The organism is Prauserella muralis, assembly GCF_003202285.1.
In the GTDB taxonomy this organism is placed as follows: Bacteria; Actinomycetota; Actinomycetes; order Mycobacteriales; family Pseudonocardiaceae; genus Prauserella_B; species Prauserella_B muralis.
Window position 1 is genome coordinate 361,920 of record NZ_MASW01000002.1, and the last position, 23,403, is coordinate 385,322.

Here is a 23,403-nt window from a genome sequence, read left to right on the forward strand (position 1 = left end):
GTGCAGCCCGGCGGCTCGTGGGACACTGGAGGACGTCATGACTGCCCTTCCCCTTGTTTTCGATGCGCCCCGCCGTGGCATGCCGCGGCGGCACCTCGCCGACCTCTCGCTCACCGAACGGGCCGACGCGGTGGCGGAGCTGGGCGAGAAGCCGTTCCGCGCCAAGCAGCTGTCCCACCACTACTTCTCCCGGCTCACCACCGACGCGGACGCGATGACCGACATCCCGGCCGCGTCCCGGCAGCGGCTCGTCGAGGAGCTGATGCCCTCGCTGCTCACCGAGGTCAGGGCCGTGGCCTGCGACGAGGGCAGCACGCGCAAGACGCTGTGGCGCGCGCACGACGGCACGCTGCTGGAGAGCGTGCTGATGCGCTACCCGGACCGGGCGACGCTGTGCATCTCCAGCCAGGCGGGGTGCGGCATGGCCTGCCCGTTCTGCGCGACCGGGCAGGGCGGCCTCGACCGTAACCTCTCGACGGCCGAGATCGTCGACCAGGTGCGCGCGGCGGCCGCCGTCATGCGGGACGGGCTGCTGCCCGGCGCCGACGGCACGCCCGCCCCCGGCAGGCTGTCCAACATCGTGTTCATGGGGATGGGCGAGCCGCTGGCCAACTACAAGCGGGTGGTGGCGGCGGTGCGCAGGATCACCGACCCGGCCCCGGCGGGGCTGGGCATCTCGCAACGGTCGGTGACGGTGTCGACCGTGGGGCTGGCCCCGGCGATCCGCAGGCTCGCGGACGAGCGGATGCAGGTGCGGCTGGCCGTGTCGCTGCACACCCCGGACGACGAGCTGCGCGACACCCTGGTGCCGGTGAACAACCGCTGGCCCGTCGACGAGGTGCTGGAGGCGGCCCGCTACTACGCCGAGACCAGCGGCAGGCGGGTGTCGATCGAGTACGCGCTGATCCGCGACATCAACGACCAGCCGTGGCGGGCGGACCTGCTGGCGAAGCGCCTGCGGCGGCATCTCGGCCACCTGGTGCACGTCAACGTGATCCCGCTGAACCCGACGCCGGGCAGCAAGTGGGACGCGAGCCCCAAGCCGGTCGAGCGCGAGTTCGTGCGGAGGGTCAACGCCGGGGGAGTGGCGTGCACGGTGCGCGACACCCGGGGCCAGGAGATCGCCGCCGCCTGCGGGCAGCTGGCCGCCGAGGCCTGAGCTGGCTGCGGGACGGGGACTCAGGCCTGCGCCGGGTGCTGGGCCAGTGCTGGGCGTCTGGAGATCATCGAACTCTGGCCGTTCTCGTTGTGGAACGTGCGGCCCTGAACGCCCGAGGCACCCGGGCACGTCCCGCGAACGGCGCAGCCGACGGTACGGCTCAGCGGCGCCAGGCGGTGCGCCTGCGGCGCATGTCGAGCAGCAGGCCGATCGCCACGGCGATGGCGATCCCGACGAGCCACACGTTCTCCGTGTTGTTCTCGTGGTTGCCGATCAGCATCGCCAGCAGGGCGAGCACGGTGAACCAGCCCGCGAACCGGGTGGCCTTCGGGAAGCCGCCGTGCCAGCCCCACTCCGCCGACGGCTCGTCGCGCGGGTCGACCTCGGTGCCGGGACGCTTCTCGACCGCCTTGCCTGCCACGATCACTCCTCACCTGCCAACTCCTGCACCGGCATGATCCCACATGCCACTCCCCGGCTCGCCGGGGCCATCCGCGACAATGGTCACCGATGAGTTCACCACGCACCGTGCTCGTGCTCGGGTCCACAGGGTCGATCGGCACCCAGGCGCTCGACGTCGCGGGCCGCAACCCCGGCCTGTTCCGCATCGCGGGACTCGCCGCGGGCGGTTCCGACCCGCAGGCCCTGGCCGCCCAGGTCCTCGCTTTCCAGGTGGAGGCCGTCGCCGTCACCAAACCGACGGCGGTGGAGGACCTGCAGCTCGCCCTCTACGCGGAGGCGCAGCGGCGCGGGTACGCGCAGGGCCGGTTCCGGCTGCCGCGCATCTTCGCGGGCGCCGACGCCGTGGTGGAGCTGATCGACGCGGTGCCCGCCGACGTGGTGCTCAACGGCATGCCCGGCTCCCAGGGGCTCGCGCCGACGCTGGCCGCGCTGCGCACCGGGGCGTCGCTGGCGCTGGCGAACAAGGAGTCGCTGATCGCGGGCGGTCCGCTCGTGCTCGCCGCGGCCAGGCCGGGACAGCTCGTGCCCGTCGACTCCGAGCACTCGGCGCTCGCGCAGGCCCTGCGCGGCGGCCGGGCCGACGAGGTCGACCGGCTGGTGCTCACCGCGTCCGGAGGGCCGTTCCGCGGCAGGACCCGGGAGCAGATGGCGAACGTCACGGTCGACGACGCCCTGGCCCATCCCACGTGGGCCATGGGCCCGCTCGTCACCATCAACTCCGCCACCCTGGTGAACAAGGGGCTCGAGCTCATCGAGGCGCACCTGCTGTTCGGCATCCCGTGCGAGCGGATCGACGTCGTGGTGCACCCGCAGTCGATCGTGCACTCGATGGTCACGTTCGTCGACGGGTCGACGATCGCCCAGGCCAGCCCGCCCGACATGCGGCTGCCCATCGCGCTCGCCCTGCACTGGCCCGCCAGGGTGCCTGGCGCCGCGCCCGCGTGCCGCTGGGACGAGGCCTCGGCGTGGACGTTCGAGCCACTGGACAACGCCGCGTTCCCCGCCGTGGAGCTGGCCAGGCATGCCGGCGCCGAGGGCGGCTGCCTTCCCGCCGTGTTCAACGCCGCGAACGAGCAGCTCGTGGCCGCCTTCCTGGCGCAGAACGCGAGCTTCACGTCCATCGTGGACACTGTCAGTAGCGTGGTGGAGGCCGCCGACGAGTGGCGTCGCGAGCCTCGCGACGTCGAGGACGTCTTCGCCGCGGAAGAGTGGGCGCGGGAGCGCGCCCTGGCCATCGGTTCTGGAGGGAAGTAGCGCGTGCTCGTCTACCTGCTGGGAGTCGTGCTCTTCGCACTCGGCATCTGCGTGTCGGTCGCACTGCACGAGGCGGGACACATGCTCACCGCCAAGGCCTTCGGGATGAAGGTCCGGCGCTACTTCGTGGGCTTCGGGCCGACGGTGTTCTCGTTCCGCCGTGGCGAGACCGAGTACGGGCTGAAGTGGATCCCGCTCGGCGGGTTCTGCGACATCGCGGGCATGACCGCGCTCGACGAGGTGACCCCCGACGAGGCGCCGCGGGCGATGTACCGGTTCAAGACGTGGAAGCGCACCGTCGTGCTCTCCGCGGGCTCGTTCACCCACTTCGTCCTCGGCTTCATCGTGCTCTACCTGATGGCGATCACGATGGGCCTGCCGAACCTGGACAACCGGCCCGTGGTGTCCGAGGTCTCCGACTGCGTGACCAACGCCACGACGGTCCAGCAGGTCAACGACCCCCGGTGCAGGCCGGGTGACCCGGCGCCCGCCAAGGCCGCGGGCATCCAGCCGGGTGACGAGATCGTGGCCGTCGGTTCCACGCCCATCCGCGAGTGGAGCGACCTGCTCCGCACCGTGCAGGGCGCCGAGGGCCCGACCCCGATGACCGTGCTGCGCGACGGCGAGCGCGTCCAGCTGACCGTCGACGTGCCGCAGGTCACGCGCCCCGCCGAGAACGGGGGCACCGAGCAGGCCGGCGCCATCGGCGTCGCCCCGTCGAGCTTGGTGCCGCACGGGCCGGTCGCGGCGCTCGGCGGCACCGCCGCCTTCACCGGGGAGCTGGTGGCCGAGACCTGGCAGCGGCTGCTGGAGTTCCCCGAGCGCATCCCGGCCGTGGTCGAGGCCATCTTCGGTGGCGAACGCGACCCGAACACACCGATCAGCGTGGTCGGCGCCAGCCGGATCGGCGGCGAGGCCGTCGAGCAGGGACTGTGGGAGGTCTTCCTCTTCCTGCTGGCGAGCCTGAACTTCTTCGTCGGCATCTTCAACCTGCTGCCCCTGCTGCCGCTCGACGGCGGGCACATCGCCGTCACGTGGTACGAGCGGGTGCGCGACTGGCTGCGCAAGCTGCGCGGCAAGGTGCCCGCGGGCCCGGTCGATTACACCAGGCTCAACGCCGTCACGATGGTGCTCGTGGTCATCGGCGGCGCGGTCGTGCTGCTCACCGTTACGGCTGACATCGTCAACCCCATCCGGCTCATGCGCTGACGTATCGTTGAAGTGACCACGCAGCTGAGGAGTTAGCAGAGGATTCGATGACCGTCGACCTGGGTTTGCCCGCCACTCCACCTCCCGTGCTCTCCGAACGCCGCAAGACCCGCCAGCTGCACGTCGGCCCGGTCGGGGTGGGCAGCGACTATCCGATCTCGGTGCAGTCGATGACCACCACGAACACCGCCGACGTCAACGCCACGCTGCAGCAGATCGCCGAGCTGACCGCCGCGGGCTGTGACATCGTCCGGGTCGCCTGTCCCAGCGCGGACGACGCCGAGGCGCTGCCCGCGATCGCGAGCAAGTCCCAGATCCCGGTGATCGCCGACATCCACTTCCAGCCGAAGTACGTCTTCGCCGCCATCGAGGCAGGCTGCGCCGCGGTGCGGGTCAACCCCGGCAACATCAAGAAGTTCGACGACAAGGTCGCCGAGATCGCCCGCGCGGCGAAGGACCACGGCACCCCGATCCGCATCGGGGTCAACGCGGGCTCGCTCGACAAGCGGCTGATGGAGAAGTACGGCAAGGCCACGCCCGAGGCGCTCGCCGAGTCGGCGCTCTGGGAGGCGTCGCTGTTCGCCGAGCACGACTTCCACGACCTCAAGATCTCGGTCAAGCACAACGACCCGGTGGTCATGGTGCGCGCCTACGAGATCCTCGCCGAGCAGTGCGACTACCCGCTGCACCTGGGTGTCACCGAGGCGGGTCCCGCCTTCCAGGGCACCATCAAGTCGGCGGTGGCCTTCGGCGCGCTGCTGCGCCAGGGCATCGGCGACACCATCCGCGTGTCGCTGTCGGCGCCGCCGGTGGAGGAGGTCAAGGTCGGCGCGCAGATCCTGCAGTCGCTGAACCTGCGCCCGCGCAAGCTGGAGATCGTCTCCTGCCCGTCGTGCGGGCGCGCGCAGGTGGACGTCTACAAGCTGGCCGACGAGGTCACCGCGGGCCTGGAGGGCATGGAGGTGCCGCTGCGCGTGGCCGTCATGGGCTGTGTCGTGAACGGTCCCGGCGAGGCGCGGGAGGCCGACCTCGGAGTGGCCTCCGGCAACGGCAAGGGGCAGATCTTCGTCAAGGGCGAGGTGATCAAGACCGTGCCCGAGCACCAGATCGTGGAGACCCTCATCGAGGAGGCCATGCGCATCGCCGAGGAGACCGGCGAGGCGGGCGGCGCCGGAGAGCCGGTCGTGACGGTCAGCTAGCGCGCGCCGGCGGCGAGCCGAAGGGCACCGTGGGTACCCGGTGTGTGCCCAAGGAAGCTTCTATGTCAAGTTGTGGGTGGGGTTGGGTGTTGTTGGAGGTGGTCGGTGAGGAGGGCGCGGTAGATGACGTCGCTGAGGTGGCGTTTGAGGGCGCGGATGGCGGCTTTGGTGGTGGCGTGGGGGTGGTGGGTTTTCCAGCGGTCGCGGTAGTCACGGGCGGGTTGGTGGTGGGCGAGTTGGGTGATGGCGATGCGGTGCAGGGCGGCGTTGAGTTGTCGGTTGCCGCCGCGGTTGAGCCGGTATTGCGGCTTGCCGGAGGACCAGACGGGGATCGGGGCGGTGCCGTTGTGCAGGGCGAACGCGGCTGGGCTGCGGAAACGGGTGATGCCGCCGACCTCGCCGAGGATCTTCGCGGCGGTGACGGTGCTGATCCCGACGATGGCCAGCAGGGCCGGCACGAGCGGGGTGACCAGGGCGTGCAGGCGGCGTTCGAGATGACGGATCTGCTCGCCGAGCCGGGCGATGTCAGCGACCAGGTCGGCGGCGAGCTGGCAGCTCACGCTGGCGGGCAGCACGGCCAGCGCCGAGGCGAGGTGGGTCAGCGTCCGGGGCCCGGTCAGCGCGGTGGCGCCCGCGTCGAGCGCGGGGTTGAGGTCGTGCAGGCGCCAGCGCAGCTGGTTGATCAGCTCGGTGCGGGAGCGGACCAGGTGCTCGCGGCGGTCGCTGAGCAGCCGCAACTCGGCGGCGGTCTCGTCGAGCTGCACGGCCGGCAGGTCCGGCTCGCGGATCGCGGCCCGCGCGATCGCGAGCGCGTCGATCGGGTCGGACTTGCCCCGCGTGCGCGCCGAGGCACGGCATTGGGCCATCAGCTTCGGCGGCACCCACACCACGGCCGCGCCCTGCCCCACCAGCGCACGCACCAGCCGCCCGGCCACGCCACGGCCGTGCTCGACCGCCCAGCGCACCAGGCACTGCCGCTGGGTGCCGTAGCGGGCCGCCCACGCCCATAACCGCAGAAACCCCTCGTCATCCGCGTTGACCGTCAGCTGACCCAGCTTGCGGCCGGCCTCGTCAACAGCAACAGCGGTGTGACTGCGCTTGTGCGGATCGATCCCCACGACCACCATAGACAACCGGGTGTCCTTCCCTTCCCAACCAGAGGTGACAGGCATCCGGTACGGGTCGGCTGGTCGAACACACCTCAGTCGAGGTTGGACGCGTATAGCCCACGCTTCTATCAAGTCAGGCCAGCCGGCCCGCACCCCGACCACGCTGGACAATTCCTTGGCAAGCCAACCCCACCCGGGGCGGCAGGCACCGTGCGAGTCACCACGCGATCAGGGCCGGACCCTAGCCGCTCACAACCAGCGACTACACCCACGCTGACACTGAGTCACCGTGGGCTCGCGGCGGCGCCGATGGGTCGGCACACGAGAGGACTGTTCGTGGCGTTCGAACTCGGGGTCTACTCGTTCGGTGAGATCACCCCGGACCCGTTCACGGGGCAGGCGCCGAGCGCGCGGCAGCGCCTGCGCGACTACGTCGAGCAGGCCACGGTCGCCGACCAGGTGGGTCTCGACGTGTTCGCGCTCGGCGAGCACCATCGCGGCGACTTCGCCGTCTCGGCGACGTCGGTGGTGCTCGCCGCCATGGCCGAGCGCACCGAGAACATCCGGCTCTCCAGCGCCGTCACCGTGCTCAGTTCCGAGGACCCGGTGCGGGTGTTCCAGCAGTACGCCACGCTCGACCTCCTCTCCGGCGGCCGCGCCGAGATCATCGCGGGCCGCGGGTCCTACCTGGAGTCGTTCCCGCTCTTCGGCTACGACCTCGGTGACTACGATGCGCTGTTCGCCGAGAAGCTGGAGCTGCTGCTGGCACTGCGCGAGCAGAACCCGATCACGTGGTCCGGCCGGTTCCGCCCCGCGCTGCGGGACGCCGACGTGGCCCCGCGCCCGCTGCAGGAGCGGCTGCCGGTCTGGGTGGCGGTCGGCGGCGCGCCACCCTCGGTGGTGCGGGCCGCGCGGCTCGGGCTGCCACTGGCGCTGGCGATCATCGGTGGCTCGCTGTTCCGGTTCGCTCCCTTCGCGGCGCTCTACCGCAACTCGGCCCGCGAGGCGGGCCACGACCCGGACGCGCTGCCGGTGAGCATCAACTCGCCCGGCTTCGTCGCGCCCACCAGCAGGCAGGCGCGGGAGCTGTCGTACCCGTACTTCAACCGGGGGATGCTGGAGAACTTCCACGAACGCGGGCGCGGCTTCCACACCTCCCGCGAGGCCTACGACGAGCAGGCCTCGCCGCGCGGCGCGCTGGTGGTGGGCAGCCCGCAGGAGATCATCGACAAGATCCTGTACCAGCACGAACTGTTCGGGCACCAGCGGCTGCTCATCCAGCTGGGTTTCGGCGGCGTGCCGCAGAAGGACACGCTCAAGGCGATCGAGCTGCTGGGCACCGAGGTGGCGCCCGTGGTGCGCAGGGAACTCGCCGCGCACGGCTGAGGAGCTTGCGGCCGGGCCGCGCCGCTCGCAGGCTGGACACATGGCCGACGGTGACGGCGGGGACGGTGCCGACTGGGCGGTGCGGCAGCCGCACCCGCTTCTGCGGCCGTTCGTCACCCGCTACATCGGCTACACCCAGCGCGGCACGACGCTCGCCGTGCACCGCGGCCTGCCCAGCAGGCACGTCACGCTGATCCTCAGCCTGGCCGGCCCGGTGCGGGTGGTCGGCATGCCTCGCGAGGGCGAGGCGCCCGGGGCATTCGCCGGTCTGGTCGGCGGCATTCACCTTGCACCGGCGCTGATCGCGCAGGACGCCTACCAGTCAGGGGTGCACCTCGAGCTGAACCCGCTGGGCGCGCGCACGCTGCTGGGCCTGCCCGCCGCCGACCTGAGCGGCTACGTCGTGGACCTCGCCGCTCTCGGCGCTCCCGCGCTCGCCGCGCTGCCGGAACGGCTCGCCGCCGCGCCCGGCTGGACGCGGCGGTTCGCCCTGCTCGACGACGCGCTGCTCGCGCGGCTCGGCGACGCCGCCCCGGCCGCCCCCGAGGTCGGCTGGGCCTGGCGGCGACTGCTCGGCACCGGGGGCGAGATGCGGGTGGGCGCGCTGGCCGACGAGATCGGGTGGAGCCGCAGGCACCTGCTCACCCGGTTTCGCGCCGAGCTCGGCGTGTCCCCCAAGCAGGCGGCCAGGGTGCTGCGGTTCGAGCGGGCCACCCGGCTGCTGCGCGCCCGGCCCGGCATCCGGCTTGCCGACCTCGCCGTCGCGTGCGGCTACTCCGACCAGGCCCACCTGAACCACGAGTGGCGCGCGCTCGCCGGGTGCTCGCCGGGCACGTGGCTCGCCGAGGAGCTCGGGCAGCTCCCATTTCTCCAAGACTCCGCGGCCGACGGCCGGGAAGACTCGACCGCATCAACAACCCAGGAGTGTGGCCGAGTGTCCTGTACCGCGACGCCGAGACGGCCCGGCGTTTTCTCACCGCCGTGCTCGGGTTCACCGAGACCATGACGGTGCGCGGCGAGGACGGCACGACGATCGAGCATGCCGAGCTGCTCTGGCCCGAGGGCGGCGGGGTCATGTACGGAACCCGGGGCACCAGCCACGGCGGCAGCGAGGAGGGCGGCGCAGGCACGCTCTACGTGGTGACCGCCGATCCCGACGCGGTGTACCGGCGGGCCGTCGAGGCCGGCGCGACGATCACCGACAAGCCGTACGACACCGACTACGGCTCCCGCAACGTCGGCATCGCCGATCCCGAGGGCCACGTGTGGATCTTCGGCACCTATGCGGGGGCGCCTGCGCCGTGATCCCGGGGCGGCCGGGACGGGGCCGTGCACCCTCCGCACCGGGTGCGGTTTTTTCCGTTACCGGCGTTCATCTGGCAGGCTGGAGCCGTGTTGCGGCTTGCTGGTGCGCGGCTGCTCGACGACAAGGACTACCCGGCGGTCCGGGCGGCGCTGGCCGCCGACCCGGTGGGTAGCTGCATGGTCTCCGCGCGCGTGGAAGTGGCTGGGCTCGACCCATGGCGGCTCGGCGGTGAACTGTGGGGTGCCGACGGGCGGCATGGCCGCACCGGCGAGCTGCGCGGGTTGTGCTTCTCCGGCCCGAACCTGATCCCGTTGCGCGGCAACGCCGCGGCGCTGCGCTCGTTCGCCGACCGGGCGCTGCGCAAGCACCGGACGTGTTCCTCGCTCGTGGGGCCCGCCGACCAGGTGCTCGGGCTGTGGGACGAGCTGGCCGCCGAGTGGGGGCCCGCCCGCGAGGTGCGCGCCGACCAGCCGCTGATGGCGCTCGACCGCCAGCCCGCGCTGCCGGCCGACCGGCTCGTCCGGCCCGTCCGTCCCACCGAACTGGAGCGCTACCTGCCCGCCGCGATCTCGATGTTCCTGGAGGAGGTCGGCGTCGACCCGCGCGCAGGCGACGGCGGCGCGGGCTACCGCGCGCGGGTGGCCGAGCTGATCGCGGGCGGCCGGGCGTTCGCCCGCTTCGAGAACGGTGAGGTGGTCTTCAAGGCGGAGATCGGCGCGCTGTCGGAGTCGGTGGGGCAGATCCAGGGGGTGTGGGTGCATCCCGACCGGCGCGGCGAGGGGCTCGGCGCCGCAGGCACCGCCGCCGTGGCGGCGCGCCTTGTGCACGGCATGGGCCGCATCGCCAGCCTGTATGTCAACGCCTACAACGCCCCGGCGCTGACCGTCTACCGCAAGGTCGGCTTCCGCCAGGTCGGCCGCTACGCCACCGTGCTGTTCTGACCTCCGGCGACGAGCCGAAGGGCACCGTGGGTACACAGGTCGTGCCCACGGTGCCCTCGGGCTCGGCGGCAGCCTCGCCACGGATCGTCACCGGAACCCGGCGCCCGACACGGGCCTGCCCCTGAGCACGGCCGGGCAGGCGTCGGCATAGTCTGCTCGGTGTGCTGGGAGGACGTCAGGGGACATACCGGATCGCCGCGGCGCTGCTGAGTGCTGTGCTGGTGCTGACAGGATGCAGCGTGTTCGACAGCGGCAGCGGGCCGGACGACGTGACCGGCGAGTTCCTGGGCGCGTTCGCGCGCGGTGACACGGCGCGGGCCGCCGGGCTCACCGACTCGCCCAAGGTCGCGAAGGCCGTGCTCGACCAGGCCCGGGGCGCGCTGAAACCGAAGTCGCTCGGCACCCAGGTCACCGGTGTCGAGGACGGCGCGAGCGACGAGCAGGCCACCGCCAGGTACCGGCTCGACTGGCGGCTCGGCGAGGGCAGGCGCTGGGGCTACGCCGCCTCGGCACAGCTGCACACGGTGGACGGGCAGTGGCGGCTGCGCTGGACACCCGAACTGATCCATCCGGATCTCGGCGCGCAGCAGTCGCTGGCCCTGCAGGTGGAGACACCCGCGCCCGCACCGGTGCTCGACCGGGACGGCAACCCGCTGCTGCAGGCGGGCACGGTGGTGCACGTCCTGGTCGACAAGGAGAAGGCCGGTGAGCGGCTCGACCACGTCGTGGGCACGCTGGCCAGGCAGCTCAACCCGCTCGAGGCCAGCATCACCAGGCAGTCCCTGCTCGACGGCATCAACGGCACGGAGAAGGGCGGCAGCTACCTCGCGGCCACCCTGCGCTCCGCGGACTACCAGGCCGTGAAGCCGGCGATCTACGACCTGCCCGGGGTGCACTTCACCAGCGAGGAACGGCTGCTGTCCACGCGCCGTGACTTCGGCAGCCAGGTGCTGCCCGCCATCCGCGGCACCGTGGCCGACCAGGTCGCCGGCCGCGCGGGCTGGCGCGTGGTGACGGTGGACGCGACCGGCGCCGAGATCGCCGAGCTGCACAGCGAGGCGCCACGCCCTGCCGACGCGGTCACCAGCACGCTCAGCGTCGGCACCCAGCAGGCGGCGGAGGACGCGCTGACCGGGGTCGGCGTGCCCGGCGCGATCGTGGCGATGCAGGCCTCCACCGGCGAGCTGCTCGCCGTGGCGCAGAACCCCAGGGCCGACCCGCAGGGCGCGATCGCGCTCACCGGGCGCTACCCGCCCGGCTCGACCTTCAAGATCGTCACGGCCGCGGCCGCGCTGTCGGCCAAGACGGTGACCCCCAACTCGAAGGTCGAGTGCCCGGCCACCACGGTCATCGAGGGCAGGCTCGTGCCGAACGACCACCGCTTCGACCTGGGCACCGTGCCGTTGCACACCGCGTTCGCGCGCTCCTGCAACACCACCTTCGCGAAGCTGGCCGCCGAGCTTCCGCCCGACGCGCTGACCGTCACCGCGCAGGACCTCGGCATCGGCGCCGACTTCGTGGTGCCCGGCATCACGACCATCACCGGTTCGGTGCCGCCAGCCAAACCGATCGTGCAGCGCGCCGAGAACGGCTTCGGCCAGGGCAAGACGCTGGCAAGCCCGTTCGGCATGGCCCTCGTCGCCGCCACCGTCGCCTCCGGCGAGACGCCCGTGCCGAGCCTGCTGCGCGGCATGAGGACGCAGGTGACGCAGAAGGGCGGGCGGCTGGACGAGGAGGTGCTGGCCAGCCTGCGCAGGATGATGCGCGAGGTGGTCACCGACGGCACCGCGCGGCGGCTGGCCGGGCTGCCGGGCGTGCACGGCAAGACGGGCACCGCCCAGTTCGGCGACGGCACCCACTCGCACGGCTGGTTCGCCGGGTACCAGGACGACGTCGCGTTCGCCGTCCTGCTGGCGCGGGCGGACTCGTCCGGCCCCGCCGTCGAGGCGACGCAGCGGTTCCTGTCCGCACTGCGCTGAAGTGCTACCAGGTAGCACATGAAGTCGATCGGCATCCGCGACCTGCGCCAGAACGCGAGCGTCTACCTGCGCCGCGTCGCCGCGGGGGAGTCGTTCACCGTCACCGACCGTGGCGCGCCGGTCGCCGAGCTGCGGCCGACCGGAGAGTCCGGCGTGATCGCTGACATGCTCGCCAGAGTGGAGCTGCCCGGGGCGGTGCGCCAGGCGGCGACGTGACCTACCTGCGTTCGGAGCTGGTCCTCGGCGACATCCTGCAGTTGCCGAGGAGACCGGCACTGCTCGATACCGCCGGGTCGCTGGCGGTGCCGCCGGTCTCCCGGCCGCCGCTCCGGGCGGGTCGTAGGCTGGGGGCATGCCCGTTCGTGCCCCGCTGAAGCCCGGCGTGCAGTCGCCACGCCGTCCCGTTCCCTCCTCGATCGCCCGCCCCGAGTACGTCGGCAAGGCCGTCCCGCGCCGCGACACCGGCAACGGCGTGCGCACGCCCGAGGTGATCGAGGCGATGCGGGTGGCCGGCCGGATCGCCGCGCAGGCCCTGGAGGAGGGCGGCAAGGCGGTCAAGCCGGGCAACACCACCGACGACATCGACAAGGTCGTCCACGAGTTCCTGCTCGACCACGGCGCCTACCCGTCGACGCTGGGCTACCGCAACTTCCCGAAGTCGTGCTGCACCTCGCTCAACGAGGTCATCTGCCACGGCATCCCGGACTCGACCGTGATCGAGGACGGCGACATCTGCAACATCGACGTCACCGCCTACATCGGCGGCGTGCACGGCGACACCAACGCGACCTTCCTCGCCGGGGACGTGTCCGAGGAGGCGCGGCTGCTCGTCGAACGCACCCGTGAGGCCACGACACGCGCGATCAAGGCGGTGCGCCCCGGCAGGCAGCTCAACGTGATCGGACGGGTCATCGAGTCCTACGCCAAGCGCTTCGGCTACGGCGTCGTCCGCGACTTCACCGGCCACGGCGTCGGCCCGGCCTTCCACACCGCGCCGACCGTGCTGCACTACGAGGAGCCGTCGGTCACCACGGTGATCGAGCAGAACATGACGTTCACGATCGAGCCGATGATCACCCTCGGCACGATCGACTACGACGTCTGGGACGACGACTGGACGGTCACCACCAAGGACAAGCAGTGGACCGCCCAGTTCGAGCACACCATCCTGGTCACCGAGAACGGCGCGGAGATCCTCACCCTGCCGTGACATGTGAACCGGCCACATAGTGTGCCGGAGAGTTGTAGGCTGCTCACCCATGGCCGCCCGAGTGGCCTGCTTCTACGGTCGGCTGTCATGACCAGCACGTCGCTGGAGGGCAGAACCGCCCTCGTCACCGGTGGGGCCAGCGGCATCGGCCGCGCGTGCGTCGCCGCACTGGCCGCCGCGGGCGCCAAGGTCCACCTCGTCGACCACGACGAGGCGGCGGCGTCGGCGACCGCGCGGGAGACGGGCGCCCTCGCCCATGTCGCCGACCTCACCGATCCGGGCTCGGTCCCCGGGCTGCCCGCCGCCGTGGACATCCTCGTCAACAACGCGGGCGTCCAGCACATCGCGCCGATCGAGGACTTCCCGCCCGGCCGGTTCGCCGCGATGCAGCAGCTGATGGTGACCACGCCGTTCCTGCTCATGCGGCACTGCCTGCCCGCCATGTACGAACGGGGCTGGGGCAGGTTGATCAACATCTCCAGCGTGCACGGCGTCCGGGCGAGCCCCCACAAGGCCGCCTACGTCGCGGCCAAGCACGGGCTGGAGGGGCTGAGCAAGGTCGCCGCCCTCGAGGGCGCGCCGCACGGGGTGACGAGCAACTGCGTCGATCCCGGCTACGTGCGGACCGCGCTCGTCGAGGGGCAGGTGGCCGACCAGGCCCGGGCCCGCGGCATCGCGGAGGCCGACGTTCTCGGTGAGGTGTTTCTCCATCGCACCGCGCTCAAGCGGCTGATCGAGCCCGGCGAGGTGGCCGCGCTCGTCCGGTGGCTGTGCTCCGCCGAGGCCGCCTACCTGACCGGCGCCTCGATTCCCCTCGACGGCGGCTGGACCGCCAGCTGAGGGCGGCGCAACCCGTTCCCGTCCCCATCCGCACACACAACGGAGTGGTGAGCCCATGTCTGAGTCCAGGCCTGAATCCAGGTCCGAATCCCGGTCCATCAAGCGGGTCGTCGGTGCCAGCATGATCGGCACCACGGTCGAGTGGTACGACTTCTTCCTCTACGGCTCGGCCGCCGCGCTCGTGTTCAACAAGCTCTTCTTCCCGGACGCCGACCCGCTCACCGGCACGCTGCTGGCGTTCGCGACCTACGCGATCGGCTTCGTCGCCCGCCCGCTCGGCGGCCTGGTGTTCGGTCACTACGGCGACAAGCTGGGCCGCAAGAAGCTGCTCGTGCTGAGCCTGCTGCTCATGGGCGGCGCCACGTTCGCCATGGGCCTGCTGCCCACCTACGCCTCCATCGGCGTGGCCGCGCCGCTGCTGCTGGTCTTCCTGCGCCTGGTGCAGGGCTTCGCGGTCGGCGGCGAGTGGGGTGGCGCCGTGCTGATCGTCTCCGAACACGGCGACCAACGACGGCGCGGCTTCTGGGCGTCCTGGCCACAGGCGGGCGTGCCGGGCGGCAACCTGCTCGCCACGGCCGTGCTGGCCATCCTCGCCGGGGTGCAGAGCGACGCGGCCTTCGAGGCGTGGGGCTGGCGCATCCCGTTCCTGCTCTCCGGCCTGCTCGTCGGCATCGGCCTGTGGATCCGGCTCGCGGTCGCCGAGTCGCCGGTGTTCCTGGAGGCCGTCAAGCAGGCCGGGGACAAGCCCGCCCCGGAGAAGGCACCGATCGTCACGGTGCTGCGGCACAGCTGGCGCGAGGTGCTGATCGCCATGGGCGCGCGCTTCGCCGAGAACGTCTCCTACTACGTCATCACGGCGTTCGTGCTCGTCTACCTCACCAGTCACCTGGACCTGCCGAAGTCGGTCGGCCTCAACGCCGTGCTCGTCGGCTCCGCCGTGCACTTCGTGACGATCCCGTTCTGGGGCTGGCTGTCCGACGTCATCGGCCGCAGGGCCGTCTACCTGTTCGGCGCCACCGGGATGCTCGTGTGGAGCTTCCTGTTCTTCACGATGCTCGACACCGAGTCGGCGCTCGGCACGATGGTCGCCGTCACGGTGGGCCTGGTGCTGCACGGCGCGATGTACGGCCCGCAGGCGGCGTTCTTCTCCGAGCTGTTCGGCACGCGGGTGCGGTACTCCGGTGCCTCCATCGGCTACCAGCTGGCCTCGATCATCGCGGGCGGCATCGCCCCGCTCATCGCCACCGCGCTGCTCAGCAGCACCGGCAGCAGCCTGATGATCTCGGTGTACGTCGCCGCCACCTGCGTGGTCACGATCGTCGCGGTGTTCGTGGCCAAGGAGACCCGCGGGACCTCGCTGGCCGACGCGGGCCCGCGCACGGACGCGAGTGTGACCATGAAGGGGTGACCGACATCCCCGCCCACCGGCTGCTGGAACTGCTGTCCGCGGGCGCGAGCAGCGACGAGCTGGCTCGTGTTCCCGCGGACAGCGGCCTGATCGAGCTCGCGGTGCGCATCCGCCGCACGCTGGACGCGCACAGCAGGCGGGAGGCCGAGCTGGCCGCCCTGTTCGACACCGCGAGCGACCTGGCACGGCTGCGCGATCTGGACGCGGTGCTGCGCTCGATCGTGCGAAGGGCCCGTTCGCTGCTGCACGTGGACGTCTCCTACCTCAGCCTCAACGACAACGACGGCGGCACCTACATGCGGGTCACCGACGGGTCGGCGTCGGCGCTGTTCCAGCAGCTGCGGCTGGGCCTGGGGGAGGGGCTCGGCGGGCTGGTGGCGCAGACGGCCCGCCCCTACGCCACGGCCGACTACCCGAACGACACCCGGTTCGAGCACACCACGCCGATCGACAGGGCGGTGGCCGACGAGGGTCTCGTCGCCATCCTCGGGGTGCCGCTCGCGCTCGGCGAGCAGGTGATTGGCGTGCTGTACGCCTCGGACCGGCGGCCGAGGACGTTCTCCCCGGACGAGGTGGCGCTGCTGTCGTCGTTCGCCGACCACGCGGCCATCGCGATCGACAACGCGCGGCTCATCGAGTCCACCGCCGCCGCGCTGCGCGAGCTGGAGGCCGCCAACGCCACCATCAAGGCGCACAACGAGAGCATCGCCAGGGCCCAGGACGCGCACGACCGGCTCACCGAACTGGTGCTCGGCGGTGCCGACGTGCCCGAGGTGGCCGCGGCCGTCGCCACGGTGCTCGGCGGCGGCATCGTCGTGCACGACGCCGACGGCGCCGAGCTGGGCCGGGCGGGCAGTGGCCCGGCTCAGCGCTCGCCGCATGCCCTGGCGTCGTCGCGGGCGGCGGGGCGCGCGGTCGCCGACGGGGGATCCTGGCTGTGCGCGGTGATGGCCGGCCCCGAGGTGCTCGGCAGCATCACCCTTACTGGGCGGCCGGACCTGGCCGACGCCGACCGTCGCCTGTTCGAGCGGGCCAGCGTGGTGACCGCCCTGCTGCTGTTGCTGCGCCGCTCGGCGGCCGAGGCCGAGGACCGCGTGCGCGGCGAGCTGGTGGCCGACCTGCTCACCGACCCGGACCGGGACCCGGCGACGCTGCTCGACCGCGGCCGCAGGCTCGGCATCGACCTCGCCGCGCCGCACGCCGTGCTCACCCTGCATGCCGAGGGCGTGTCGCGGACGCGCCTCGCGTCGGTGGCCGCCCGGAGGGCCGCGCTCGCGGGCGTGTTCGCCGAGCAGGTGGTGCTGCTGGCCGACACCGGATCGCCGGGCGAGTTCGCGAACGCGACGGCCGCGGAGCTGACGCGGCTGCTCGGCTGCCCGGTGACGGTGGGGGCGGCGGGACCGGCGCGCGGTCCCGCCGCCCTGGCCAGGGCACACGCCGAGGCGGTGCGCTGCGTGCGGGCGCTGCTCGCGCTCGGCAGGCAGGGCCACGGCGCGACGCCCACCGACCTGGGGTTCGTCGGGCTGGTGCTGGGTGACCGGGCCGACGTGCCGGAGTTCGTGAGAGCCACACTCGGCCCCGTGCTCGACTACGACGAGGCCCGCGGCACCGAGCTGCTGCGGACCCTGCGGGCCTACTTCGCGTGCGCGGGCAACCTGACGCGCGCGAAGGACGAGCTGCACGTGCACGTCAACACGGTGACGCAGCGGCTGGAACGGATCTCGTCGCTGCTCGGCGCCGGCTGGCAGGCACCGGAGCGCGCGCTGGAGCTGCAACTGGCGCTGCGCCTGCACGACCTGACGGGCCAGGGCGCCTGAACGACGGCGGCCGGCGGCGAGCCGAAGGGCACCCTCGGCACGCATGGTGTACCGAAGGGCACCTTGGGCTCGGCCCTGCGGCTCAGCCGAGATCGTCGCCCGCGCGGGCGATCAGCTCGCCGAGGAAGCCACCCGCCTCGGCGGCGGCGCGGTCGGGGTCGCGCTCGGCGATCGCGTCGAGCAAGCCGTGGTGGCCGATCGGGTCGGTCTGGGACAGGTCGGCCTGCGTCGTGGTGGCGACGCTGGCGGTGACCACCTCGGTCAGCCCGCGGTACAGCTCGGTGAGCAGCGCGTTGTGCCCTGCCTTCACGGTGGCGAGGTGGAACTCGGCGTCCACGCGGACGAACTCGTCGAAGTTCCGCTGCGCCCAGGCCTCGTCGCGCCGGGCGAGCAGCGCGGCGAGCTCACGCAGCTCCTCCTCGCTGCGCCAGCCCGCGGCCAGGCGCGCGCCCTCCACCTCGAGGACCTTGCGCACCTGCAGCACCTCGCGCAGCTCCTGGCCACACAGCCTGCGGATGGCGCCGGACACCTCGCTCGTGGCGCGCACGTAGGTGCCGTCGCCCTGGCGCACCTCCAGCAGGCCGCTGTGCGCGAGCGCGCGGACGGCCTCGCGCACCGTGTTCCGCCCGACCCCGAGCTCGGCGACGAGCGTGGCCTCGGTGGGGATGCGCTCGCCGACCGGCCACTCGCCCCGCCGGATGGCCTCGCGGAGCTGGCTGATCACTTGGTCGACGAGTCCGGATCGGCGGGTCGCGGCCAGCGGCACAACTACTCCCAGGTCTCGATGCTGCGACAATTGTCCGTTGAGCCCATCATCCTACCTTTTGCTAGCCTGAGAGTCATGGCGACCGACCGTGGGGCTTCTCTGGACGAGGACGTGCGCGCGGGCGACGGCCCGGCCGCGGGCCGCACCACGATGCTCGGTGGCGGGCTGCTGCTCACCGTCGCCGTGGTACTGGCGGCGCTCAACCTGCGGCCGTCGGTCACCTCGGTGGGCGCCGTGCTCGGCGAGATGCGGGAGACGCTCGGCGCGTCGGCCACCTGGGCCGGGGCGCTGACCACCATGCCGGGTCTGTGCTTCGCCGTCGCCGGGCTGGCGGCGCCGCTGCTCGCGCGGCGCATCGGGGTCAACGCCTCCGTCGCGGTGGCGCTGACCGTGCTCACCGCGGGGCTGGTGGTGCGGGTGCTCAACGGCCCGTTCGTCGTGCTGGGCGGCACGCTCGTGGCCAGCGCAGGCATCGCACTGGCCAACGTGCTGATCCCGGTGGTGGTGAAGTCGTCCTTCGCCACCCGGATCGGGCTGATGACCGGCATCTACACCGCCGCCCTGCAGGCGGGGGGAGCGGCGGGCTCCGCGGTGACCCCGCCGCTGGACCAGGCACTCGGCGGCTGGCGCGCGGGCCTGGCGAGCTGGGCCGTCCTCGCCGCGGCCGCGCTGGTGCTGTGGCTGGTCGCGGCGCCACGCAGAAACTCGCCGAGCATCACCGCGCCCGGCACGTCCGGCCGCGGCCGCTCGCTGCTGCGCAACCGGCTCGCCTGGATCGTCACCCTGTTCTTCGGCACCCAGGCGTGCCTGGCCTACATCATGATGGGCTGGCTGCCCCAGGTGCTCATGGACGCCGGCGTCAGCCGCACCGGCGCCGGGCTGATGGTGGGCCTGGTCTCGCTCATCGGGCTCCCGGTGAGCCTGGTCGTGCCCCCGCTGGCCGCCCGGTCCGACAGCCAGAGCCACTGGATCGTCGGCCTCGGCGCCTTCGGCATCGTGGGCATCGCCGGGCTCATGGTGGCACCGTCGGCGGCGCCGTTGCTGTGGTCGGTGCTCGTGGGCATCGGCATGGCCGTGTTCTCCCTCGCCATCGGCACCATCGCGCTGCGGGCGCGCACCAGCGCGGACACGGCGAGCCTTTCCGGGATGGCGCAGGGCTTCGGCTACCTGCTCGCCGCGCTCGGCCCGTTCCTGTTCGGCCTGCTGCGCGACGTCACCGGCGACTGGACGGTGCCGTTCGCGATGCTGCTGACCGTGGTGGCCGGGCAGATGGTGCTGGGCTGGTTCGCGGGCAAACCGCGTTACGTCTGAGGCCCGGCGCTCACAGCGGCAGGTTGAGCAGCGCGTTCTCGATCAGCTCCGGCATCGCCGGGTGGATCCAGTACTGGCCGCGCGCCATCGACCGCGCGTCGAGGCCGAACCTCATCGCCTGCACGATCGGCTGGATCAGCGTCGGCGCCTGCGGGCCGATGATGTGCGCGCCGATGAGCTGCGCCGTCTCCGGGTCCGCCAGCAGCTTCGCGAAGCCGGTGGTGTCCTCCATCGCCCAGCCGTAGGCGATGCCCGCGTAGTCCTGCGTCGCCGTCACGTACGGCACGCCGCGCGCCGCGGCGTCCTGCTCGGTCAGCCCCACGGACGCGATCTGGGGCGAGGTGAACACCGCGTGCGGCACGAACCGGTGGTCGGCGGCGATCGGCTCGTCCGGGTGCAGCAGGTTGTGCTGCACGACGCGGGCCTCGTGGTTGGCGACGTGCTTGAGCTCGTGCCAGGAGGAGAGGTCGCCGAGCGCGTAGATGCCGTCCACGCCGGTGCGCTGGTAGGCGTCCACCTCGACATGCCCGCTGGGCGAGGTGGTCACGCCCGTCCTGCCGACGTCGAGCAGGTCGGTGTTGGGCCGCCTGCCGGTGGCCACGAGCAGCACACCACCCTCGACGGTCTCCGGCCCGCCAGGGCCCTCCAGGTCCAGCACCACCCCGGCGCCGCCGCGGCGGACCCGCACCGTCCTGCGGTTGAGGCGCACGTCGAAGCGCTGCCCGGCCAGTTCGGTGAACCGCCTGCTGACGTCGTCGTCCTCCATGCGCAGCAGCGCGCCCGAGCGGGCCACGACGGTGACGTCCACCCCGAACGAGCCGAAGATGTGCGCGAACTCCGAGGCGATGAAGCCGCTGCCGAGAATGACCATGCGCTCGGGCAGCTCGTCGATCCGCATGATCGTGTCGGAGGTGTGGTAGCCGGTCTCCTCCAGCCCGGGCACGTCCGGAACCACCGGCCGCCCGCCCGCGGCCAGGACGAACTCGTCGGCGGTGAGCGTCTCCTGCCTGCCCGCCATGGTCACCGTGAGCTCCTTGTGGCCGGTGAAGCGGCCCGCGCCCTCGTACACGGTCACGTTGGCGTTGTCGTCGTGCTCCATGCGGTACTCGCGGCCACCGGCGGCGATCGGGTCGATGCGGCCGAAGATCCGGTCGCGGATCTCCCGCCAGCGCACGCCGGTCAGTTCCGCGTCGACGCCGAGCCGCGCGCCCGCGGCGGGCGCCGCGGCCAGGTCGGCGGTGTGCACGAACATTTTGGTGGGGATGCAGCCCACGTTGAGGCACGTGCCGCCGAAGGTGCCCTTCTCGACGATCGCGACCTTCCGGTCCGCGAAGCGCTGGTCGAGGATCGAGTTCGCGGACCCTGTCCCGACGATCACGAGGTCGTAGTGCGGCACGGCGTTACCCTTCACGACGGTGGTTGGCTGCCCTTCGGCCAACCCAGGTGGCAGTGCGGTTGTTCCCGGAAGGTGTGGCCTTGGCGAAGCAGCGTGTCCCGGTCGTGGTCGTCGCCGGTTTCCTCGGCTCGGGCAAGACCACCTTGCTCAACCACCTTCTCAGCAACACGCGGGGGTGCCGGATCGGGGTGGTGGTCAACGACTTCGGCAGCGTCAACGTCGACGCGCTGAGCGTGGCGGGCCAGGTCGACTCGATGATGTCGCTGGAGAACGGCTGCCTGTGCTGTGCCGTCGACGCCCGTGGCCTCGACGCGATGCTCGGCAAGCTCACCGGGCCGGGCACCGACCTGGATCTGGTGGTCATCGAGGCGAGCGGGCTGGCGGAGCCCCGCAGCCTGGTGCGGCTGGTGCTGGCCGGCGAGAACCCCGGCCTCGAGTACGGGGGGCTGGTGGAGCTGGTCGACGGCGCCGAGTTCGAGCACACCCGGCAGCGGCACCCCGAACTGGACGAGCACCTGCGGATGGCCGACCTCGTGGTGCTCAACAAGACCGACCGCGTCGCCGACGAAACGCGGCTGGTGGAGCTGGTGCGCGACATCGCGGGCGCCACCCCCGTGCTGCCCGCGGTGCACGGCCGCGTGGACCCGGAACTGCTGTTCGAGCCGCGGCGACAGCGCGACCAGGACGGCGGCCCCCGGCAGCTGTCGTTCGACGACCTCCGTGAGCACGACGACTGCCACGAGCACGCGCACGCCGTCTACGACACGCTCACCTTCAGCGCCGAGGCCCTGCATCCGCGCCGCTTCGCGCGGTTCCTCGAGGGCAGGCCCTCCGGGCTGTACCGGATGAAGGGCTGCGTCTACTTCGGAGTCGACGGCCACGAGGAGAAGCACGTGCTGCACACCGTCGGCGGCTACGTGCGGTTCACCACGGCACCGTGGGCCGCGGCCGAGAAGCGACGTACCGAGCTGGTGCTGATCGGCGCCGGCCTCGATGCCCAGAAGCTGCGCTCCGAGCTGGACGCGTGCGCCGAGCCCGACCCCGGCAGTGTCGACGCGCAGAGCATGCTGCCGGTGCTGCGCTACGCGGAGTCCTGACCGAGCCGCACCCACGGCAGTCCGGGCGGCACGCCGCCCTCGATGAGCGCCAACAGCGCCGCGGTGTCCACATGCGACTCGACGGCGTCGGCGAGGCCGTCGAGCATCGCCTCCCGCCGTGCGGTGAACCCGGGCGCGTCGGCCGGTTCCCACGCCACCCCGGCCTGCCGCGCGACCTCGGTGAGCCAGGACCGGCGGAAGGCGTCGTGCTCGAACACACCGTGCCACATCGTCGCCCACACCGCGCCGCGGCGCGTGCCGTCGAGGAACGGCTCGGCGCCGGTGTCGAGCTCGGCGACGCCGTGGTGGATCTCGTAGCCGGTCACCGGATGCCCCCGCCAGCTGCCCGCCGGGGTGCCGAGGGACTTCGTGGCGGAGAACCGGACCGTCAGCGGCAGCAGGCCGAGCCCGGGCACCGCACCCGCCCCCGACTCGACGTCGTCGTGGATGGTGCGGGCCAGCATCTGGTAGCCGCCGCACACGCCCAGGACGGGACGCCCGGTCTCGGCGCGGCGGGCGATCGCGTCGGCGATGCCGCGCTCGCGCAGCCACGCCAGGTCCTCCACGGTGGAGCGGGTGCCGGGCAGCACGGCGAGGTCGGCGGAGGCCACCACGTCCGGGTCGGCGGTCACGGTCACGGCCACGCCCGGCTCGGCGGCCAGCGGGTCGAGGTCGGTGGCGTTGGACACGCGGGGCAGCCGCACGGCCGCCACCCGCAGCGTCGCCCCGGCGCCGCGGCGGTGGCCGTCCCAGCCCGCGATGGCGAGCGCGTCCTCGGAGTCGAGCCACACGTCCGGCAGCCACGGCAGCACTCCGAGCACCGGGCGGCCGGTCAGCTCGGTCAGCGTGCGCAGGCCGGGCGCGAGCAGCCCGGCATCGCCGCGGAACTTGTTGACCAGAAAGGCCGCGACGTGCGCCTGATCGTCCTTGTCGAGCACGGCGACGGTGCCCGCGAGCGCGGCGAGCAGCCCGCCCCGGTCGATGTCGCCGACCACGACCACGGGCAGCCCGGCCTGCCGCGCCAGCCCGAGGTTGACGTAGTCGCCGTCGCGCAGGTTGATCTCGGCGGGGCTGCCCGCGCCCTCGCAGATCACCACGTCGTAGCGCCGGCGCAGGTCGGCGAGCGCGGCGTGGGCCGCCTCGGCGAGTGCGGCCCGCCCTGTGGCCCACTCACCCGCCCGCAGCTCGCCCCACGGCTCGCCGTGCAGCACGACGTGGCTGCGCCGGTCGCCACCGGGTTTGAGCAGCACCGGGTTCATCGCCGACTCGGGCACGGCGCCCGCGGCGACGGCCTGCAGCCACTGCGCCCTGCCGATCTCCGCGCCGTCGGGGCACACCATGGAGTTGTTCGACATGTTCTGCGCCTTGAACGGCGCCACGCGCACGCCGCGGCGGGCGAGCCAGCGGCACAGCCCGGCGGCGACCGTCGACTTGCCGGCGTCCGACGTCGTCCCGGCGATGAGCAGCCCGCCTCCCATGGCCTCAACGTAAACCACCCAATCCAGTGACCCCGGATCCGGGCAGGTCCGGCCTAGGGTGGGCGTGGTCTGTCCG

At 72.4% G+C, this 23,403-nt stretch carries 22 protein-coding genes; 17 read left to right on the top strand and 5 right to left on the bottom strand.

Features of this window, described 5'->3' with window-relative positions; translation table 11 throughout:
• Nucleotides 1-37: 37 nt before the first annotated feature.
• The gene (rlmN, locus tag BAY60_RS12780) at nucleotides 38-1,159 is read left to right on the top strand and encodes a dual-specificity RNA methyltransferase RlmN (protein ID WP_112281164.1); all 1,122 of its coding nucleotides are present in this window, start codon (nucleotides 38-40) and stop codon (nucleotides 1,157-1,159) included.
• A gap of 160 nt (nucleotides 1,160-1,319) precedes the next feature.
• Here the strand turns inward: rlmN and BAY60_RS12785 are convergent, their stop codons facing one another.
• Nucleotides 1,320-1,580, bottom strand: coding sequence for a DUF2631 domain-containing protein (locus BAY60_RS12785; RefSeq protein WP_170160392.1), 261 nt, complete (start codon nucleotides 1,578-1,580; stop codon nucleotides 1,320-1,322).
• An 89-nt stretch (nucleotides 1,581-1,669) separates the two neighbouring features.
• On the opposite strand from BAY60_RS12785, the gene dxr reads away from it, so the two are divergent.
• From dxr to ispG, 3 genes are read left to right on the top strand one after another with little or no spacing between them, the layout of a single operon-like run.
• Nucleotides 1,670-2,875: a 1-deoxy-D-xylulose-5-phosphate reductoisomerase gene (gene dxr / locus BAY60_RS12790; protein WP_112281166.1), complete on the top strand. Its 1,206-nt coding sequence runs from the start codon at nucleotides 1,670-1,672 to the stop codon at nucleotides 2,873-2,875.
• A 3-nt stretch (nucleotides 2,876-2,878) separates the two neighbouring features.
• Nucleotides 2,879-4,084, top strand: a complete 1,206-nt coding sequence (locus BAY60_RS12795; RefSeq protein ID WP_112281167.1) for a M50 family metallopeptidase — start codon at nucleotides 2,879-2,881, stop codon at nucleotides 4,082-4,084.
• 47 nt (nucleotides 4,085-4,131) lie between these two features.
• Complete coding sequence (gene ispG / locus BAY60_RS12800) at nucleotides 4,132-5,283, top strand: flavodoxin-dependent (E)-4-hydroxy-3-methylbut-2-enyl-diphosphate synthase (protein WP_112281168.1); 1,152 nt, start codon at nucleotides 4,132-4,134, stop codon at nucleotides 5,281-5,283.
• Between the two features lie 65 nt (nucleotides 5,284-5,348).
• On the opposite strand, the gene BAY60_RS12805 is transcribed toward ispG, so the two are convergent.
• Nucleotides 5,349-6,410, bottom strand: coding sequence for an IS110 family RNA-guided transposase (locus BAY60_RS12805; protein ID WP_112281169.1), 1,062 nt, complete (start codon nucleotides 6,408-6,410; stop codon nucleotides 5,349-5,351).
• 318 nt (nucleotides 6,411-6,728) lie between these two features.
• Between BAY60_RS12805 and BAY60_RS12810 the strand changes: the two genes are divergently transcribed.
• From BAY60_RS12810 to BAY60_RS12855, 11 genes are all read left to right on the top strand, one after another.
• Nucleotides 6,729-7,778 carry an LLM class flavin-dependent oxidoreductase gene (locus BAY60_RS12810; protein ID WP_112281170.1) on the top strand — a complete coding sequence of 350 codons (1,050 nt, stop codon included), beginning with the start codon at nucleotides 6,729-6,731 and terminating at the stop codon, nucleotides 7,776-7,778.
• Nucleotides 7,779-7,818: 40 nt separating this feature from the next.
• Nucleotides 7,819-8,784, top strand: coding sequence for an AraC family transcriptional regulator (locus BAY60_RS12815; protein ID WP_112281171.1), 966 nt, complete (start codon nucleotides 7,819-7,821; stop codon nucleotides 8,782-8,784).
• A complete protein-coding gene (locus BAY60_RS12820) occupies nucleotides 8,760-9,083 on the top strand; it encodes a VOC family protein (protein ID WP_342769769.1) in 324 nt (107 codons plus the stop codon). Before BAY60_RS12815 ends, BAY60_RS12820 begins: the two co-directional genes overlap by 25 nt.
• Nucleotides 9,084-9,170: 87 nt before the next feature.
• Nucleotides 9,171-10,025, top strand: a complete 855-nt coding sequence (locus BAY60_RS12825) for a GNAT family N-acetyltransferase (protein WP_112281173.1) — start codon at nucleotides 9,171-9,173, stop codon at nucleotides 10,023-10,025.
• 161 nt (nucleotides 10,026-10,186) lie between these two features.
• Nucleotides 10,187-12,004, top strand: a complete 1,818-nt coding sequence (locus tag BAY60_RS12830; RefSeq protein WP_342769770.1) for a penicillin-binding transpeptidase domain-containing protein — start codon at nucleotides 10,187-10,189, stop codon at nucleotides 12,002-12,004.
• 18 nt (nucleotides 12,005-12,022) lie between these two features.
• Nucleotides 12,023-12,220, top strand: a complete 198-nt coding sequence (locus tag BAY60_RS12835; RefSeq protein WP_112281174.1) for a type II toxin-antitoxin system Phd/YefM family antitoxin — start codon at nucleotides 12,023-12,025, stop codon at nucleotides 12,218-12,220.
• On the top strand, nucleotides 12,217-12,378 hold the full coding sequence (locus BAY60_RS37065) for a hypothetical protein (protein WP_170160394.1): 162 nt from the start codon (nucleotides 12,217-12,219) through the stop codon (nucleotides 12,376-12,378). The genes BAY60_RS12835 and BAY60_RS37065 overlap by 4 nt, the downstream gene beginning before the upstream one ends.
• Nucleotides 12,357-13,214, top strand: a complete 858-nt coding sequence (gene map, locus BAY60_RS12840) for a type I methionyl aminopeptidase (RefSeq protein ID WP_112281175.1) — start codon at nucleotides 12,357-12,359, stop codon at nucleotides 13,212-13,214. Before BAY60_RS37065 ends, map begins: the two co-directional genes overlap by 22 nt.
• A gap of 87 nt (nucleotides 13,215-13,301) precedes the next feature.
• Nucleotides 13,302-14,054 (top strand): 3-hydroxybutyrate dehydrogenase, encoded by a 753-nt coding sequence (locus tag BAY60_RS12845; RefSeq protein ID WP_112281176.1) that lies wholly within the window; start codon nucleotides 13,302-13,304, stop codon nucleotides 14,052-14,054.
• Nucleotides 14,055-14,109: 55 nt separating this feature from the next.
• A complete protein-coding gene (locus BAY60_RS12850; protein ID WP_112281177.1) occupies nucleotides 14,110-15,462 on the top strand; it encodes an MFS transporter in 1,353 nt (450 codons plus the stop codon).
• Nucleotides 15,463-15,467: 5 nt separating this feature from the next.
• On the top strand, nucleotides 15,468-17,279 hold the full coding sequence (locus BAY60_RS12855; protein ID WP_112282347.1) for a helix-turn-helix domain-containing protein: 1,812 nt from the start codon (nucleotides 15,468-15,470) through the stop codon (nucleotides 17,277-17,279).
• 82 nt (nucleotides 17,280-17,361) lie between these two features.
• Here BAY60_RS12855 and BAY60_RS12860 read toward each other — a convergent pair whose 3' ends face one another.
• Nucleotides 17,362-18,045, bottom strand: a complete 684-nt coding sequence (locus BAY60_RS12860; protein WP_112281178.1) for a FadR/GntR family transcriptional regulator — start codon at nucleotides 18,043-18,045, stop codon at nucleotides 17,362-17,364.
• Nucleotides 18,046-18,120: 75 nt separating this feature from the next.
• Between BAY60_RS12860 and BAY60_RS12865 the strand changes: the two genes are divergently transcribed.
• A complete protein-coding gene (locus tag BAY60_RS12865) occupies nucleotides 18,121-19,356 on the top strand; it encodes a CynX/NimT family MFS transporter (RefSeq protein WP_112281179.1) in 1,236 nt (411 codons plus the stop codon).
• 10 nt (nucleotides 19,357-19,366) lie between these two features.
• Here BAY60_RS12865 and BAY60_RS12870 read toward each other — a convergent pair whose 3' ends face one another.
• A complete protein-coding gene (locus BAY60_RS12870; protein ID WP_112282348.1) occupies nucleotides 19,367-20,752 on the bottom strand; it encodes a mycothione reductase in 1,386 nt (461 codons plus the stop codon).
• Nucleotides 20,753-20,832: 80 nt separating this feature from the next.
• Here BAY60_RS12870 and BAY60_RS12875 point away from each other — a divergent pair, with 80 nt between their 5' ends.
• Complete coding sequence (locus BAY60_RS12875) at nucleotides 20,833-21,849, top strand: CobW family GTP-binding protein (RefSeq protein WP_112281180.1); 1,017 nt, start codon at nucleotides 20,833-20,835, stop codon at nucleotides 21,847-21,849.
• Here the strand turns inward: BAY60_RS12875 and BAY60_RS12880 are convergent.
• Nucleotides 21,834-23,327 carry a cobyric acid synthase gene (locus BAY60_RS12880; RefSeq protein ID WP_112281181.1) on the bottom strand — a complete coding sequence of 498 codons (1,494 nt, stop codon included), beginning with the start codon at nucleotides 23,325-23,327 and terminating at the stop codon, nucleotides 21,834-21,836. The genes BAY60_RS12875 and BAY60_RS12880 overlap by 16 nt on opposite strands.
• Nucleotides 23,328-23,403 lie beyond the last annotated feature (76 nt).

What these genes read in the sequence shown, in the direction of transcription:
- BAY60_RS12815 (WP_112281171.1), top strand. Translation starts at nt 7,819, where the DNA reads ATGGCCGACGGTGACGGCGGGGACGGTGCCGACTGGGCGGTGCGGCAG.
- ispG (WP_112281168.1), top strand. Translation starts at nt 4,132, where the DNA reads ATGACCGTCGACCTGGGTTTGCCCGCCACTCCACCTCCCGTGCTCTCC.
- BAY60_RS12845 (WP_112281176.1), top strand. Translation starts at nt 13,302, where the DNA reads ATGACCAGCACGTCGCTGGAGGGCAGAACCGCCCTCGTCACCGGTGGG.
- rlmN (WP_112281164.1), top strand. Translation starts at nt 38, where the DNA reads ATGACTGCCCTTCCCCTTGTTTTCGATGCGCCCCGCCGTGGCATGCCG.
- BAY60_RS12880 (WP_112281181.1), bottom strand. Translation starts at nt 23,327, where the DNA reads ATGGGAGGCGGGCTGCTCATCGCCGGGACGACGTCGGACGCCGGCAAG.
- BAY60_RS12835 (WP_112281174.1), top strand. Translation starts at nt 12,023, where the DNA reads ATGAAGTCGATCGGCATCCGCGACCTGCGCCAGAACGCGAGCGTCTAC.
- map (WP_112281175.1), top strand. Translation starts at nt 12,357, where the DNA reads ATGCCCGTTCGTGCCCCGCTGAAGCCCGGCGTGCAGTCGCCACGCCGT.
- dxr (WP_112281166.1), top strand. Translation starts at nt 1,670, where the DNA reads ATGAGTTCACCACGCACCGTGCTCGTGCTCGGGTCCACAGGGTCGATC.
- BAY60_RS12850 (WP_112281177.1), top strand. Translation starts at nt 14,110, where the DNA reads ATGTCTGAGTCCAGGCCTGAATCCAGGTCCGAATCCCGGTCCATCAAG.
- BAY60_RS12805 (WP_112281169.1), bottom strand. Translation starts at nt 6,410, where the DNA reads ATGGTGGTCGTGGGGATCGATCCGCACAAGCGCAGTCACACCGCTGTT.
- BAY60_RS12865 (WP_112281179.1), top strand. Translation starts at nt 18,121, where the DNA reads ATGGCGACCGACCGTGGGGCTTCTCTGGACGAGGACGTGCGCGCGGGC.